Raw genomic sequence first — 16,752 nt, forward strand, 5'->3', positions numbered from 1 at the left:
TTTTCCGGGAAAGGCGCAGCGCAACACCGTGGAAGGCGAGGTTCGTTGAAATTTCAGAGGTGGGAACGGTGAGGTGAACCAGCCATGAATTCGGTCGGCAGAACAGAGCGCACTGAGCCCTTGAATGTAACCGTTGCAGGTGCCTGCGCTCAGTCCAGGCACTTGCTGGAGGTGCTGTGCATCCTCCAACAACAACTTCTGCACCTTTCCGACCAGACTGTGTGCGCAGTTTCCGAACATCTTGGTCTGCCGGTCGGCCAGGTCGAGTCCGTGGTCGAGTTCTATTCGTTTCTTTACAAAACACCGCGTGGAAAGTACCACATCCTGTTCAGCAATTGCCCCGGTTGCGGGTTCGGGCAGGATGGCAGGAATCTGCTGCATGTGCTCTGTGACCGCCTGCACGTGGTTGCCGGTGAGACGCGTGCCGATGGGTTGGTCAGCGTGGATGAAACATCCTGCATCGGCATGTGTGATCAGGGCGCTGCCTTGCTGGTCAACGGTATCCCGATCACCCGTCTGGATTCCGTAAAGATCATGCGTGTGGCTGAACGGGTTGAAACGGAAGTTGCGCTCTCGGACTGGCCTGCCGAATGGTTTCGTGTTGAGGACAATATCCGCCGTGCGGGATTGTTGCTCAAAAATGGCTTTGCTGCAGGTGCCGGTATTCGCGCAGCTTTGGCCCGAGGCTTTGATGCCACCCTTGCCGAAATCACCCGGTCAGGGCTGCGCGGGCGGGGTGGCGCAGGATTCAGCGCCGGCATCAAGTGGACGCTTTGCCGTGAGGCGCAGGGGACGGCGCATTACGTGCTTTGCAACGCCGATGAAGGGGAGCCCGGCACGTTCAAGGATCGTGTGCTGTTGCATAGCCACGCCGATGAGGTGTTCGAGGGAATGACCCTATGTGCTGCCGTGATTGGCGCAAAACAGGGATTTCTCTATCTGCGTGGCGAGTATCGCTATCTGCTGCCGCAATTGCAAACCATGCTGACGCACAGGCGGGAAGTGGGTTTGCTGGGTAACCATATTCTTGGTCAGCACGGGTTCGATTTCGACATCGAGATCGTCGTTGGGGCAGGTGCCTACATTTGTGGTGAAGAATCCGCGCTGATCGAATCATTGGAAGGAAAGCGCGGCATACCGCGCAATCGTCCACCCTTTCCGGTGACCCACGGCTATCTCGGTCAGCCCACCGTTGTCAACAATGTCGAAACGTTTGCCGCTGCCGCTCATATTTCTCTGCGCAGCAGTGCATGGTTCAGGGCGGTGGGCACGGAAAAATCGACGGGCAGCAAGATCCTGAGTGTGAGCGGCGACTGTTCTGCCCCCGGGATTTACGAATATCCTTTCGGTGTGACCATACGACAGGTACTGGACGATTGCGGCGCGAGGGATGTTCAGGCAGTGCAGATCGGCGGTCCTTCCGGAACGCTGATTGGCAGCGCGGAATTCCATCGCACGCTGGGCTTCGAGGATTTGCCCACCGGTGGTTCGTTCATGGTGTTTGGCCACGAGCGCGACCTGCTGTCCATGATCGTGAACTTTGCCCACTTTTTCGCCCATGAAAGTTGTGGCTTCTGTACGCCTTGCCGGGTGGGCACGACACTGCTCAAAAACGGACTCGACAGGATCGCCAACGGTCATGGCACGCAATATGACGTGGATGAAATGAAACGTCTGGGCATCCTGGTCAAACACCGTTCGCATTGCGGATTGGGGCAAACGGCTGCAAATCCCATTCTGGACTGTTTGAATCGCTTTCCGCATGTATTCGAGCGGCGTCTGGCGCAGGACAGTCATGAACCCTGCTTCGATCTGGACGCGGCGCTGGAAGAGGCTCGACGGATCACGCATCGCGATGACGCGGCTGCCCACCTGGACTAGCGGGAGAATGACATGAGCGCCGGTGCAAACCAACCAGAGTTCAGCCCGAATACCTTCACGATGGACGGCATCGAAATCCCGTTCAAGGACGGACAGACCCTCATGGATGCGGCACTGGCTGCCGGTGTCTATATTCCCCATCTGTGTCATCATCCCGGCCTCACGCCGCACGGCAGTTGCAAACTGTGCATGGTCGATATCGGCAGCGGGCGGGCATCGTCCTGCACGACCCCCGCCGTGGCCGGTCAACAGGTCAGCAATAACACGCCTGCGCTGAATGAAGCGCGCAGGACCCTTACGCAAATGTTGTTCATCGAAGGCAATCATCTGTGCCCATCCTGCGAAAAGACTGGCAACTGCACACTGCAGGCGATGGCCTATCATCTCGGTATGCTGGAGGGCCATTTTCCTCAGTTCTTTCAGCGCCGCGAAGTGGATGCCTCGCATTCGACCGTGATGCTGGATCGCGACCGCTGCATACTCTGCGAGTTGTGTGTGCGTGCCAGCCGTGAAGTGGACGGCAAGAACGTGTTTGCTGTCGCCGGGCGGGGCATCACTGCACGCCTGATCGTGAATTCGCCCAGCGGAAAGTTGGCTGACAGCGATCTTGAAATCGACGACCTGGCAGCGCACATTTGTCCGGTGGGCGCGATTCTGATCAAGGCGCACGGCTATGAGATACCCATTGGGTGGCGCACCTTCGACCTGCACCAGGTCGGTGAGATCGGTCTTGAAAAAGTGATCCAGGCCAGGGTGGGGCATACCGATGACTAAGATCAGGATCGCCACGACTTCGCTCGCCGGTTGTTTCGGCTGCCATACGTCCTTTCTCGATATGGATGAACGGTTGGTGGAATTGCTGGAACATGTCGAGTTCGATCGCTCGCCGCTGAACGATATCAAGCATTGCGGGCCGTGCGACATCGGTTTGGTGGAGGGAGGACTGTGCAACGCGGACAATGTGCATGTGCTGCGTGAGTTTCGCGCCAATTGCCGGGTACTGGTCGCAGTCGGCGCCTGTGCCATCAATGGTGGCATCCCCGCGATGCGCAATCATTTCGGTCTGGGTGCATGCCTTGAAGAGTCCTATCTGAACGGGATCGGCGTGGAGGATCCGCAGATCCCCGACGATGCGGAATTGCCACTGCTGCTCGACAAAGTGCATCCCATCCATGAAGTGGTGCGGGTGGATTACTATCTGCCGGGTTGCCCGCCGTCACCAGAGGGGTTTCTGAGCGTGCTCGGCGATCTGCTGGAAGGCCGGGAACCCGTGCTCCCAAAAAAACTGCTGCATTACGACTGAAGATGGCCCGCCATGAAACAGGACACGACAGTTCCATCCGGCAATAACCACCAGCCCGGTTTAAGGCGCGTCGCCATCGACCCCATCTCGCGGGTTGAAGGACACGGCAAGATCACGCTGATGCTCGATGCAGAGAACCACATCCATGAAGCGCGCCTGCACATCGTTGAATTTCGCGGCTTCGAAAAATTCATTCAGGGGCGTCCCTACTGGGAAGTGCCCTTCTTTGTACAGCGTCTGTGCGGAATCTGTCCGGTGAGTCATCAACTGGCTGCAGCCAAGGCGGTGGATCAGTTGGTGGGTGTCGAGCAACTCACGCTCTCGGCCGAGAAATTGCGCCGTCTGCTGCATTTCGGCCAGGTTCTGCAATCGCACGCCCTGCATTTTTTCCACCTGTCATCGCCCGATCTGCTGTTCGGGTTCGGCAGCAATCCGGCGCAACGCAACATCGTCGGCGTGCTGGATAAATATCCGGAACTCGGGCTGAAGGGCGTGAAGTTGCGCAAGTACGGACAGCAGATCATTGCGGCAATTTCCGGCAAGCGCATCCACGGCACGGCCACCGTGCCGGGGGGCATGAACAAGCCTCTCACCGTTGCCGAGCGCGACACCCTGCTGGCCGGTATCGATGACATTCTGACATGGTGCCAGGACGCGGTGGGGCTGAACGAACAGATACATACCGCACACCCCGAGCACCATGGTTACGCCGCCATCCGCAGCAACTTCCTGAGCATGATCGGCAGCGGCGGAGAACTGGAACTCTACCATGGCGGGCTGCGTGCGAGTTTGCCAAGCGGCGCGCATATTTTCGATCAGTTCGATTACCGGGGTTATCAGCAGATCATCCGCGAGGAAGTACGACCATGGAGTTACATGAAGTTTCCCTATCTGGTCGAACTGGGCAAGCAACAGGGCTGGTATCGCGTCGGTCCGCTGGCCAGGATGAACAACTGCGACATGATTGCCACACCCCTGGCAGAAGCATCGCGCAGGCGTTTCAAGGAGTTCGGTCAGGGTGGTTTCGTGCATGACACGCTCGCCTACCACTGGGCGCGCATGATCGAAGCCCTGCATTGCGCCGAATCCATCAACCAATTGCTGCGGGATCCGGAAATCACCGGAATCAAACTGAGGGCGGAGGCGGGCGAAATGCGCAGCGTCGGTATCGGCGTCATCGAGGCGCCGCGCGGTACGCTGTTCCATCACTATCAGATTGACGAACAAGGCTTGGTGGAGAAGGCCAACCTGATCGTTTCGACCACAAGCAACAATCAGGCGATGAACGAATCAGTGCGTTTGGTGGCCCATGAATACCTCGACGGTCACGAGATCACCGAAGGTTTGTTGAACCATCTGGAAGTTGCCATACGCGCCTATGACCCCTGTTTGTCCTGCGCCACGCACGCGCTGGGCAAGATGCCATTGCAGGTTGAACTGGTCGACCCGGACGGTGTGTTATTGGACCGGTTGACCAAGGGCGGCAATGGCCTGATCGAAAGAATAGTCTGAACGCCATGGCCAACCTGCTGATTTTCGGATATGGCAATCCTGGGCGCGGAGATGATGCACTTGGTCCTGCGTTGATCGAACGCATGGCGCGATTGCAACTTGCCGGGGTCGAGTGCCAGAACGACATGCAATTGCAAGTCGAGCACGTCACCGACCTGGACGAGTGCAGGCGGGTATTGTTCATCGATGCCGACACTTCCTGTACCGAGCCATTCGAGTTTTCCGAAATTGGCGCGATAAAGGATGACAGTTACACCAGCCATGCGATGACCCCGAACGCCCTGTTGTACGCCTATCGTCAGGTATATCAGGAACCGGCACCGCGCGCATTTTTGCTGCGCATCCGAGGCTACGATTTTGAATTGGGCGAAGAATTGACCGGCAAGGCATCGGCCAATCTGGACGCGGCAATGAAATTGCTGGTCAACTTATGCGCGACATCAACCTGCCTGTCTGACGGGGGTGGTTGGTAAACGCAGGGTAATGGAGTAAGGTTAGGACATCTGGGCCAAAAGGGAAATCGGATATGTTCGAGTTGCGCATACATGGTCGAGGGGGGCAGGGCGTCGTGACGGCGGCAGAGATATTCTCGGCTGCGGCCTTTGCCGAAGGACGCAATGCCCAAGCCTTCCCCAGTTTCGGTTCGGAGCGGATGGGCGCGCCGGTGGTGTCGTTTTGCCGCATCTCGGACCGGGAAATTCGTCTGCGCGAACCGGTCATGGAACCGGATGCCCTCATTATCCAGGATACCACGCTGCTGCATCAGGTCGATGTGTTTGACGGGTTGAAGAAGGACGGCTACATCCTGCTCAACACCGGGCGCAGTTTCGAAGCGTTGGGGTTGGGCGAACTGGCCGCCGGCAGCTTGCCCGAACGGCTACGCACTTTATCAGCCACTGAAATCGCTCTTGAACATATCGGCCGTCCGATACCCAATGTGCCTTTGATCGCCGGTTTTGCCGCCCTCTCCGGGCTGATACGCCTGGAGTCGGTGATCAAGGCCATTTCCGAAAAATTCTCCGGCAAGGTTGCGGATGGCAATATCGCCGCCGCCACTGAAGCCTACAACCGGATCAAAGCCCTTGCCCTGGAGGTTACCCTGGATGCTTAAGCAGATCGAAGGCTCTCGTGCCGTAGCCGAAACCGTTGCGCTGTGCCGTCCCGAGGTGGTCTGCGCCTATCCCATCACACCCCAGACACACATCGTCGAGGCGCTTGGGGAAATGGTGAAGAGCGGGAAACTGACCGGGTGCGAGTTCATCAATGTGGAAAGCGAATTCGCCGCGATGTCGGTTTCGATCGGCGCATCCGCCACTGGCGCACGCGCTTATACGGCGACCGCCAGTCAGGGCCTGTTATTCATGTCGGAGGCGGTCTACAACGCGTCCGGCCTCGGTCTGCCCATCGTGATGACGGTGGCAAACCGTGCCATCGGGGCACCGATCAATATCTGGAACGACTATTCCGATGCCATGTCGCAACGCGATTCCGGTTGGATGCAGTTGTTCGCAGAGACCAATCAGGAGGCACTGGATCTGCATATTCAAGCCTTCAGACTGGCTGAGGAATTATCACTGCCCGTAATGGTGTGCATGGACGGTTTTGTACTCACCCATGCCCACGAGCAGGTAGATCTGCCGAGCCAGCAACAGGTTGATGCCTATTTACCGCCTTACGAACCGCGCCAACTGCTGGATCCTCGAGAACCGGTCTCCATCGGCGCGATGGTTGGGCCGGAAGCCTTCATGGAAGTGCGCTATCTGGCCCACGCCAGGCATATGCAGGCCCTGGAGCGCATCCCGCAACTGGCGGCTGAATTCAAGCAGGTGTTTGGGCGCGATACGGGTGGTCTGATCCATACCTATCGCACCGAGGATGCCGAGACCATCGTGGTGTCCATGGGCTCGGTGCTGGGTACTATCAAGGACACCGTCGACGAGATGCGTGATGACGGTCACCGGATCGGCGTGCTGGGCATCACCAGTTTCCGCCCCTTCCCACTGCACCTGGTGCGCGCTGCGTTGCACAAGGCCAGGCGCGTGGTGGTCCTGGAAAAGAGTCTGGCGGTGGGCATCGGCGGAATACTTTCCAACGATGTGCGCATGGCCATATCCGGGTTGCACATGCCAGGCTACACTGTGGTGGCCGGGCTGGGAGGTCGCGCGATCACGCGCAAGTCCCTGCACCAATTGTTCCGGAAAGCGGAACAGGGCTTGCTGGAACCGCTGACCTTTCTGGATCTGGACTGGGATGTGGTCAACAAGCAGTTGGCGCGGGAACGCAGCGTACGCCGCTCCGGGCCTGTGGCGGAAAACATTCTGCGCGATATCGGTACCGTCGCCTCCAAAATTGCATAAGGAGACAGCATGCCATTCCAACCTGTCAAGTTTTACCAGACCGGCACTTTCACCGTCGGCAACCGCTTGCTGAAACCTGAAGACCGCAGCGTCCAGTCGCATCGGGATCGCAGCAATGCCATCAACTCGGGACATCGCGCCTGCCAGGGATGCGGGGAGGCTTTGGGCGCGCGCTATGCGCTGGATGCGGCGATGGAAGCGACCAAGTCACAATTGATCGCGGCAAATGCCACGGGTTGCCTGGAAGTGTTTACCACGCCCTATCCCGAAACGTCATGGCAGTTGCCGTGGATGCATTCCCTGTTTGGAAATGCCGCAGCGGTGGCGACCGGCATTGCGGCGGCGTTGAAGGTCAAAGGGCGCAACGAAATCCGGGTGATCGCGCAGGGCGGCGATGGTGGCACCACCGATATCGGACTCGGCTGCCTGTCCGGCATGTTCGAGCGCAACGATGATGTGTTGTACATCTGTTACGACAATGAGGCGTACATGAATACCGGCGTGCAACGCTCGTCAGCCACGCCTCCCGCAGCACGAACGGCAACCACGATGCCGGTAGGTCCGAATCCCGGCAATCCCTTCGGGCAGGGAAAATTCGTTCCTGCGATCGCGATGGCCCACGAGATCCCCTATGTTGCGACGGCCACCGTGGCCGATTTGCACGACCTCGAAGCCAAAGTGAAGCGCGCGATGGAATTTCGCGGTGCACGCTACATCCATATCTTCGTACCGTGCCCGCTGGGTTGGGGAACGGCTTCGCACGATACCATCCGCATTGCGCGGCTGGCGCATGAAACCGGCTTGTTCCCGATATTCGAGGCGGAGCATGGCTTGCAAGTCAGCGCATTGCCGATACGCAAGCAACTGCCTGTCGAGGAATATCTGAAACCACAAAAACGCTTTGCCCATTTGTTCGGCGCCAAACCTGAACTGGAGGTCATCGCACGCATACAGGCGCGTGCCGATCGCAATATCCGCAAGTACGGGTTGGTAAAGCAACAGGAGACACCATGAGGGACAAACCATTTGCCATCACGCTGGATCCCGGCTCCTCGCTGGCCAATCACACCGGATCATGGCGTACCATGAAACCGGTTTATCTGGACAGGTTGCCGCCGTGCAATGCGGGCTGTCCTGCGGGAGAAAATATCCAGGGCTGGTTGTTCCACGCCGAATCGGGAGATTACGAACAAGCCTGGCGTGTGCTGACCCTGGACAATCCGCTGCCTGCGATCATGGGGCGGGTCTGCTATCACCCTTGCGAAGATGTCTGCAATCGAGGCCATCTGGACAGTGCGGTCGGCATCAATTCGGTCGAACGATTTCTCGGCGATGAGGCGATCAGACACGGCTGGAAATTCGATGAGCCCGCCGCAACATCCGGCAAGAAAGTGCTGGTGGTCGGCGCCGGTCCGTCCGGATTGTCCGCCGCCTACCATCTTGCGCGTCTCGGACACCGCGTGGAAATTCACGAGGCCGGTCCGCTGTCCGGTGGCATGATGCGTTTTGGCATTCCCAAATATCGTCTGCCTCGCCAGGTGCTGGATGCCGAAGTGGCGCGTATACTTGATTTCGGCGTGACACTCAAACTCGATACCAGAGTGACGAACATCGAGGACAGCATGCACAGCGGTAATTTTGATGCGGCATTTCTCGCCGTCGGGGCGCACATTGGCAAGCGCGCCTTCATTCCGGCAGGCGACGCGGCACGCATCATGGACGCGGTTTCCGTGTTGCGCAGCATGGAGGGTGAGGAGAGGCCGCAGTTGGGCCGCCGTGTGGTGGTTTATGGTGGGGGCAATACCGCGCTCGATGTGGCGCGTACCGCCAGGCGGCTGGGGGCGACTGAAACCATCATCGTCTATCGTCGCACGCGAGAGAAGATGCCGGCACATAATACCGAGGTGGAAGAAGCGCTGCAGGAAGGGGTGATGATCAAATGGTTGTCCACGATCATCCATGCTGGCGAACATGACCTCACCATCGAGAAAATGGCGCTGGACGAAAAAGGCTATCCGCAACCCACGGGCGAATTCGAAACCATGGCGGCGGATTCGCTGGTGCTGGCGCTCGGGCAGGATGTCGATCTGTCTCTACTGCAAAACGTGGCAGGCCTAGAGATCAAGGATGGCACGGTGCAGATCGACAGCAACATGATGACCGGGCATCCGGGTATTTTCGCCGGAGGCGACATGGTGCCATCGGAGCGTACCGTGACAATGGGAGTCGGGCATGGCAAAAAAGCCGCGCGTCACATCGATGCCTGGTTGCGCCACACAAGTTATGTGCCCGCCGCAAAACATGAACCGGTTACTTTCGATATGCTCAATCCATGGTATTACTCCGATGCCCCAAAAATCATGCGTCCGGTGCTGGATGCAATACGCCGCCAGTCCGGTTTTGAGGAAGTTCAGGGCGGCCTGGACGAGAATAATGCTCTGTTCGAGGCGCGTCGCTGCCTGTCCTGTGGCAACTGTTTCGAGTGCGATAACTGCTATGGCGTATGTCCCGACAACTCGGTGATCAAACTTGGCCACGGCAAGCGTTTCCGGATCAACTACGACTATTGCAAGGGTTGCGGCATCTGCGTTGCCGAATGTCCATGCGGGGCAATCAAGATGGTTCCAGAGGATGCCTGACGACCCTCTTCGGACCGATTCTGATTTTCGGTAACAGGATGGGTGAGGGCCGCGTGGGAGGGTCGCTTGAGAGAGGGGCGGGTGAGATTGGATATTCGGGGTCATATGAGCGCGGATGATCAGGCCAGGGCATTGCTCGATATTGCAGGGACCCTCGCTGCCGAATTGCGCCCCGGCATAAGGACGGTGGTGACCCTCGACAGCGCGCTGGACCGTGACATCGGCTTCGACAGTTTGGCTCGGGTGGAATTGGTGCTGCGCTGTGAGCGCTTTTTTGATGTGAGTCTGCCGGAGCGGACGTTGGCGACGATCGAGACGCCACGCGATTTGCTGCGGGCCCTGTCGTCCGCCAGTGCCGCACCGCAGCCGTTTGCGGCAGCAGAAATCAGGGAGATTGCCGCCGGGGAGGTAACAGACATTCCCAGTCACGCCACCACCCTGCTGGAAATGCTTGACTGGCACGTGTCCGCCCATGGCGAGCGCACGCACATCGTCCTCTCTGAAGAGGCAGGAGAGGAGATACTCAGTTATCAGGCCTTGCACCAAGGGGCGGAGGCGCTGGCTGCAGGGTTGCAACGCCATGATCTGCAGCCGGGCCAGACCGTGGCGATCATGCTTCCGACCAGTCGCGACTACTTTTACAGTTTTTATGGTGTGCTGCTGGCCGGCGGCATCCCTGTGCCCATCTATCCGCCCGCGCGTCTGTCGCAGATCGGGGATCATCTGCGCCGTCATGCGGGTATCCTGAACAATGCCGCGGCCACTCTGCTGATCACCGTACCGGAAGCAAGACCGCTGGCGCAACTGCTCAAGTCTCTTGTCGCAAGCCTGCGCACCGTTGCGACGGTACAGGAACTTTCCACGCCAGGGGCAGGGCTTGCCCGCCACGTCAGCAGGGCTGAAGAGATTGCCATGTTGCAGTACACTTCCGGCAGCACCGGCAATCCCAAGGGAGTGGTATTGACCCATGCCAACCTGCTTGCCAACATCCGGGCGATGGGACAGGCGGCACGGGCAGATGCCTCGGACGTGTTCGTGAGCTGGCTGCCGCTCTATCACGACATGGGCCTGATCGGCGCCTGGCTGGGCAGTCTGTACCATGCCATTCCTCTCGTCGTCATGTCGCCGCTCACCTTTCTGGTCCGACCCGAGTGCTGGCTGTGGGCCATCCATCGTCACCGCGGCACCTTGTCGGCGGCACCCAACTTCGCCTATGAGTTATGTCTGCGCAAGATCGACGACCGTGCCATCGAGGGTTTGGATCTGAGCAGTTGGCGCATGGCCTTCAATGGCGCAGAACCCGTCAGCCCAGACACCGTTTACCGTTTTCAGCAGCGCTTTGGTCGCTATGGCTTGCGCCCGGAGGCTCTCACGCCGGTCTACGGTCTCGCCGAGTCTGCGGTTGGTCTGGCCTTTCCGCCTCCTGGCCGCGGACCGATCATCGACCGGATTCGCCGCGAACCGTTCATGCGCGGCGGTCGGGCCCTGCCTGCCGCCGAGGACGAGTTGGAGGTGTTGCGCTTCGTGGCCTGTGGCCAGCCACTGCCCGGCCACGCCATTCGCATCGTCGATCGCGCGGGTCATGAATTGGGTGAGCGTGAAGAGGGGAGACTGGAATTTCGCGGTCCTTCCGCCACCTCGGGCTATTTCCATAATCCGGAACAGACAAGCGGCCTGTTCCACGATGGGTGGCTTGATTCCGGTGACCTGGCCTACACCGACGCTGGAGAGATCTATCTCACCGGCCGTGTCAAGGACATCATCATCCGCGCCGGACGCAACATCTATCCCTATGAACTGGAAGAGGCGGTGGGCAATATCGCTGGCATACGCAAGGGTTGTGTCGCGGTATTCGGCAGTCCCGACCTGGTCAGTGGTACAGAGCGTTTGGTGGTGATGGCGGAAACGCGCATAACCGAGACCGAGGCGTTGGACAAACTACGCGAGCAGATTAATACCCTGGCAATGAACTTGCTCGGTGAACCGCCGGATGATGTGGTGCTGGCTCCACCGCATGGCGTGCTCAAGACCTCCAGCGGCAAGATCCGTCGTGCCGCCAGCCGGGAACTCTATGAAAAAGGTGTGAGTGATGTGCCCCCGCATGCGGTGTGGCGACAATTCACGCATCTGGCCTGGATGGGAATGGTTCTTCAACTGCGCCGAAATTTTTACATGATCGTGGATGCCCTCTATGCCGGGTATCTCTGGATGCTGTTCTGGATGATGGCGCCATTCACCTGGCTGATTGCTTCCATTCTGCCGCGCCCCGTGTGGAGTTGGGGCGTGAGCGGTATCATGGCGCGGTTGTTTGTGCGCTTGTCCGGCATGCCGTTTCTGGTGCGGGGCGTAGAGAATCTGCCGACCGGCGCGTGCGTACTGGTGGCCAATCACGCCAGTTATCTGGACGGCATACTTGTGGTCGCTGCACTGTCGCGGCAGTTCAGTTTCGTCGCCAAGCGCGAACTGAAAGATCAGTTCATTCCCCGCATCTACCTGCAACACATCGGTACGGAATTCGTGGAGCGCTTTGAATTCGAAGGAAGCGTGGAAGGTGTGAAACGGTTGCTTGAGAGAATGCAGGCCGGACAGTCGCTGATCTTCTTTCCGGAGGGCACCTTTTACCGGGCACCGGGTCTGCTGCCATTTCGCATGGGTGCGTTTGTCATCGCAGCCCAGGCAGGAGTTCCGATCGTACCGATGACCATCCGCGGCTCCCGCACCGTATTGCGCGATGGCCAATGGTTTCCGCGGCGCGGCGCGATCAGCATCACCCTCGGGGTGCCGATCCTTCCCGATGGAACGGATTGGGCCGCTGCCCTCAAACTGCGCAATACCGCCCGTGCGGAAATCTTGCGCCACTGCGGAGAACCGGACGTGGCGAGGTGATGGCAGATTCCATCCGGGCCAATAGTGAATGAACCGGGACACGACGTGACATCTTCGCTGACACCGGGGGATTCAGGCAGCGTCAAGGGCGGCAACCAATGCCGCTTGCAAACTAGCGCATTCGGCTTCGGTGCCGATGCTGATGCGAAGATAGTTTTCAATTTCGGGCTGGCGGAAGTGTCTGACCAGTATGGCGCATTCGCGCAGTGCAGATGCCAAACTTGCGGCATTGTGATCGGGGTGACGCACGAACAGAAAATTGGTGGCCGACGGGCAGACCAGAAACCCCATGGCTTCGAGTTGCCGAGCCAGAAGGTCGCGCGTCCGCATCACCAGAGCCCGTTTCTCCTGAAAGTAGTCCTCGTCTTCAAGCGCGGCCACGGCACCAGCGATGGCGAGTTTGTCTAGGGGATAGGAGTTGAAGCTATTTTTCACACGTTCCAATCCTTCGATCAGTGATGCATGACCCACTGCAAACCCGACACGCAGGCCGGCAAGCGAGCGCGACTTCGAGAATGTTTGAACAATCAGTAAATTTGGATACGTTTTCACCAGTGGTATGGCAGTTTTGGCGCCAAAGTCCACATAGGCTTCATCAATTAGGACTACGCGGTCGGGGTGTGTGCGGACGACGGTTTCAATCTCCGACAGAGATAAGGGGATGCCTGTCGGTGCATTTGGGTTGGCGAATACGATGCCGCCACATGGCCTCTGATAGTCGTTGACCCGAATCCCCATATCGCGATCGAGCGCTACGGTAGTGAAGGTAATTCCATACAGACGGCAATATACGGGATAGAAACTGTAAGTAATATCTGGAAACAGGATCGGCTGGTCCTGAATAAAAAAAGCATGGAATGCATGGGCCAGGACCTCATCGGAGCCATTTCCAACGAAAACCTCGGATGGAGAAACATGATAGTAGGACGCGATCGCCTGTTTGAGTTTCGATGCATCTGGGTCGGGATAGAGGCGCAAACCGCTGCCTACTTCACCGTTGAGTGCCGTGAGAACAGAAGGCGATGGCCCATAAGGATTTTCATTGGTATTGAGTTTGATCAGATTCGGAATTTTGGGTTGTTCGCCCGGCACATACGGCACCAATTCATGAATACACGGACTCCACAATCGATTCATTTCATATTTTTCCATATGATGTTTATTGGGGGAGGTATTTTGCGTCAATTCCTGCACCTCTGCTAACGTGGTAGGTGGCAGGGAATCTGCCTTTCTTGTTGAAGGCCGTTCAGAAAAGTTCGCACTGCTTCAGTGAAAGCACTGGGGTTATCAAAATGAACAATGTGGCCTGCTTCCAGAGTTTGAAGTTGAGTATCAGGCCGACGTTTCGCCATTTGTTCCATCTGCTCCAGGCCTGGACATCTTCCAATATCGCCATTATAGGGCCGCTCTCCGAACTACGCCCGCTTTTGGGCGCATCGTTGCCCACGCCACAGTAGCGCATATGATTTGAACCAGCCCCCCAAGGAACATCGAAAGGCGCAAACCATCCTGGCTGTCATGCATCATGGCGAACAACGCTCCAAGGACTGCAACGCCGATCGTCGCGCCTGCCATACGGGCCGCATTGATAAGTGCGCTGGCAGTTCCAGAACGGTCTGGAGTAACTGCACCAACGACGGCACCCATCAAGGGGCCTGTGGCTAAGCCCATTCCGAACCCAGTCAGCGTCAGTCCTATCTCGGTCAAGACGATGGATGCTAGATGTGCGCTCAAACCGATGAGCAAGAGACCGCTGCCGATGATTGCCACGCCTCCGGCGGTCATAAAACTCACACTAAACTTTTTCGCCAGCGCTCCAGAGAACGGCGAAACGAGAACAAAAACCAGGGCCATCGGCATCAGCGCGATGCCGGCTCCGGTTGCATCCAGCCTGCCGCTGCTTTGCCATGTCAAGGGCAGCAGGAAAAGGGTGCCGTACATGCCGAATGTCATTCCGGTTGTGGCGATTATGGCCCCCCGGAATTCTCGTACCCGGAAGATATCCAAAGGCACGAGGGCTACGGCGCCCTTTTTCGCCTCCAGCTTGATGAACAGAACAATTGCAAACAAGGCGACGGCGAAGGTGATGATGGCAAGTCTGGGCATGCTATGCAACTGGATCGCAGAAAAGGCCAGACTGCCGAGAGCAGTGGCACCAAGTAGTTGTGCAGGAGCATCGAAATGTCGATCCCTCAGATCAGAGGACTCAGTAATAGACGGTATCGCGAGAAGCAGCGCAGTAAGGCTCAGTGGAATCGTTGCCAGGAAGATACTTTGCCAGTCAAATCGGGAAATCAGAAACCCGCCCAGTGTCGGGCCGATTGCCAGTGCCAGTCCGTTGCAGGCTGCCCAAATACCAAGGGCCCTGCCACGTTCCATGGGTTCATGCCAGACCACCCGGATAATGGCCAGGGACGCTGGAATCAAGAGGGCCGCACCGAGGCCAGCGAGCGCGCGACCACTGATCAAAATCGTGAGGGAGGGAGCGAACGCGCAAAGGAAGGATGCTACCGTGATGATCGCCGCTCCGACCATAAAGATGCGCCGCCTGCCATAGAGATCGGCCAGTTGGCCACCCGTGAGCAATAGCACAGCGTAGACGAGGTTGTAACTATCCACAATCCATTGCAGCGCATTGACGCTGGCTGAAAAATATTCGCCGATAGGATGGAGGGCAAGATTGACGACTGCCGTATCCACCTGGGCGACAAGTACCGCCATACAAAGCGTAATCAGGGTGACCCAACGGTATTTGGCTGCCACGCTGGGGTGGTGTCGCTGGCGTGGACGAGAGAGGTCATCCATGATATTCGGGCCTCAGTTTTAGGTTGGTCCAGTTTATCGCCTACCTGATCAAGATGTTTCGATGTGCGTCGAAGCGTTCGATGCTACTGTTGGGATAGGATAGGGTCATTACTACGACAGGAGTGCGCATGTCCCACCTGCCAAGTTTTTCTGCCACTGCTTTCCTGATTGCTGACCCTACACGTGCGGCGATGCTGACGGCATTGTTGGATGGACGCGCGCTGCCAGCGGGCGAGTTGGCTTATGCGGCCGGCATTACTGCACAGACTGCGAGTACCCATCTCGCCAAGTTGCTTGCAGGTGGGCTGGTATTGGTCGAGACAGAGGGACGGCATCGCTATTATCGCCTTGCTGGCCCTGACGTTGCCCATGCGCTGGAGCAACTTGCAGCAATTCAACCCGAAGCCCCTGTCAGACGGAAGGCGCTCAGCCCACAGGGGCTGCAACTCAGGTTTTGCCGTTGTTGTTACGATCACCTTGCCGGTCAGGTCGGGGTTGCCATCACACGAAGCATGCAAAAACGGGGCTATATTCTTCCTGCACCTGACAAACAATTCGAGGTGACGCCAGCCGGTATCGAATGGTTTGGCAACATGGGTCTCGATGTTCGAGCACTCAAACCAACCCGACGCGGTCTTGCGCGGCAATGTCTCGACTGGACGGAACGCACCCATCATCTGGCCGGTCCGCTTGGCGTTGAATTTATGAACGTGCTGTGCTCTGCGGGTTGGTTGCGGCGCTCTAAATCATCCCGTGTCATTCAAGTCACGCCGAAGGGATGGTCTGGGCTGAAAAAACAACTTGGCATTGAAGAAATATCCGTCGTGTCAGTTTCATAAGTTGTAAAAGTTTTTTCGACAGTGGACGGTGCTGATGACCCCCCATTGAACGCAGTTTCTCCGTTCCCTCCCCACCGAGTCTGAGTAAGGACCTCATATCGAGGCCTACATTCAAAAGGACGGAACAGCATGAAAAACTCGATTCATAGCACAGTTTATAACCCAATCGTTCGCCGTGCCGGAATGGCCGGGGCGGTATTTCTGGCCACCATTTCCAATGCGTTCGCCACCGGTACCGGTGGTTTTCCCTGGGACGGCGCGATTATCCAACTGCAAAGTGATCTTATTCCGAGTACATCAAGGAACGCTACCAGCAATGTGTGATTCAGAACTTTTCGAGACTTGCCGGTTCACAGGCATGACATCCTCAAAACCCCGTTAGGCATTTTTTAATTTCCAACCGCCGTCGCAGTCGAGAATGGTGCCAGTAACAAAGGTGTTGGTCGTAAGGAATCCATCCAGAATATCGCCCACCAGATAGATAGTATCGGCCTCGTTGTACCGCAGAAAATCCAGTAGATACTCGGCCT

The 16,752-nt window shown here is 57.6% G+C and carries 14 protein-coding genes; 12 read left to right on the forward strand and 2 right to left on the reverse strand.

The features are described from left to right. Window positions 1–84 precede the first annotated feature (84 nt). The 10 genes from M6F29_RS04705 to M6F29_RS04750 all read left to right on the forward strand — a co-directional run bounded on the left by M6F29_RS04705 (window position 85) and on the right by M6F29_RS04750 (window position 12,578). A complete protein-coding gene (locus M6F29_RS04705) occupies window positions 85–1,881 on the forward strand; it encodes an NADH-ubiquinone oxidoreductase-F iron-sulfur binding region domain-containing protein (RefSeq protein ID WP_298157740.1) in 1,797 nt (598 codons plus the stop codon). Window positions 1,882–1,893: 12 nt separating this feature from the next. Continuing rightward, complete coding sequence (locus M6F29_RS04710; RefSeq protein WP_298157741.1) at window positions 1,894–2,655, forward strand: 2Fe-2S iron-sulfur cluster-binding protein; 762 nt, start codon at window positions 1,894–1,896, stop codon at window positions 2,653–2,655. Then, on the forward strand, window positions 2,648–3,184 hold the full coding sequence (locus M6F29_RS04715; RefSeq protein ID WP_298157742.1) for an NADH-quinone oxidoreductase subunit B family protein: 537 nt from the start codon (window positions 2,648–2,650) through the stop codon (window positions 3,182–3,184). Before M6F29_RS04710 ends, M6F29_RS04715 begins: the two co-directional genes overlap by 8 nt. Window positions 3,185–3,196: 12 nt before the next feature. Beyond that, complete coding sequence (locus M6F29_RS04720) at window positions 3,197–4,696, forward strand: Ni/Fe hydrogenase subunit alpha (protein ID WP_298157743.1); 1,500 nt, start codon at window positions 3,197–3,199, stop codon at window positions 4,694–4,696. 5 nt (window positions 4,697–4,701) lie between these two features. Next, entirely contained in the window at window positions 4,702–5,169 is a 468-nt protein-coding gene (locus M6F29_RS04725; protein ID WP_298157744.1) for a hydrogenase maturation protease, read from the forward strand. A gap of 53 nt (window positions 5,170–5,222) precedes the next feature. Continuing rightward, the gene (locus M6F29_RS04730; protein WP_298157745.1) at window positions 5,223–5,807 is read left to right on the forward strand and encodes a 2-oxoacid:acceptor oxidoreductase family protein; all 585 of its coding nucleotides are present in this window, start codon (window positions 5,223–5,225) and stop codon (window positions 5,805–5,807) included. Beyond that, window positions 5,800–7,053: a hypothetical protein gene (gene porA, locus M6F29_RS04735; protein ID WP_298157746.1), complete on the forward strand. Its 1,254-nt coding sequence runs from the start codon at window positions 5,800–5,802 to the stop codon at window positions 7,051–7,053. The genes M6F29_RS04730 and porA overlap by 8 nt, the downstream gene beginning before the upstream one ends. A gap of 9 nt (window positions 7,054–7,062) precedes the next feature. Then, complete coding sequence (locus M6F29_RS04740) at window positions 7,063–8,067, forward strand: thiamine pyrophosphate-dependent enzyme (protein WP_297456861.1); 1,005 nt, start codon at window positions 7,063–7,065, stop codon at window positions 8,065–8,067. Then, a complete protein-coding gene (locus M6F29_RS04745; protein WP_298157747.1) occupies window positions 8,064–9,692 on the forward strand; it encodes an NAD(P)-binding protein in 1,629 nt (542 codons plus the stop codon). The genes M6F29_RS04740 and M6F29_RS04745 overlap by 4 nt, the downstream gene beginning before the upstream one ends. Window positions 9,693–9,797: 105 nt before the next feature. Beyond that, on the forward strand, window positions 9,798–12,578 hold the full coding sequence (locus M6F29_RS04750; protein ID WP_298157748.1) for an AMP-binding protein: 2,781 nt from the start codon (window positions 9,798–9,800) through the stop codon (window positions 12,576–12,578). Window positions 12,579–12,650: 72 nt separating this feature from the next. Here the strand turns inward: M6F29_RS04750 and hisC are convergent, their stop codons facing one another. Both hisC and M6F29_RS04760 read right to left on the reverse strand, forming a co-directional pair. Then, window positions 12,651–13,715: a histidinol-phosphate transaminase gene (gene hisC, locus M6F29_RS04755; RefSeq protein ID WP_366525938.1), complete on the reverse strand. Its 1,065-nt coding sequence runs from the start codon at window positions 13,713–13,715 to the stop codon at window positions 12,651–12,653. 258 nt (window positions 13,716–13,973) lie between these two features. Next, window positions 13,974–15,383: an MFS transporter gene (locus M6F29_RS04760; RefSeq protein ID WP_298157750.1), complete on the reverse strand. Its 1,410-nt coding sequence runs from the start codon at window positions 15,381–15,383 to the stop codon at window positions 13,974–13,976. 128 nt (window positions 15,384–15,511) lie between these two features. Between M6F29_RS04760 and M6F29_RS04765 the strand changes: the two genes are divergently transcribed. Both M6F29_RS04765 and M6F29_RS04770 read left to right on the forward strand, forming a co-directional pair. After that, window positions 15,512–16,222, forward strand: a complete 711-nt coding sequence (locus M6F29_RS04765) for an ArsR/SmtB family transcription factor (RefSeq protein WP_298157751.1) — start codon at window positions 15,512–15,514, stop codon at window positions 16,220–16,222. Between the two features lie 129 nt (window positions 16,223–16,351). Then, entirely contained in the window at window positions 16,352–16,546 is a 195-nt protein-coding gene (locus tag M6F29_RS04770) for a hypothetical protein (RefSeq protein WP_298157752.1), read from the forward strand. Window positions 16,547–16,752: the final 206 nt, after the last annotated feature.

This window comes from Ferrovum sp., from assembly GCF_027317285.1.
Taxonomy (GTDB): Bacteria; Pseudomonadota; Gammaproteobacteria; order Burkholderiales; family Ferrovaceae; genus Ferrovum.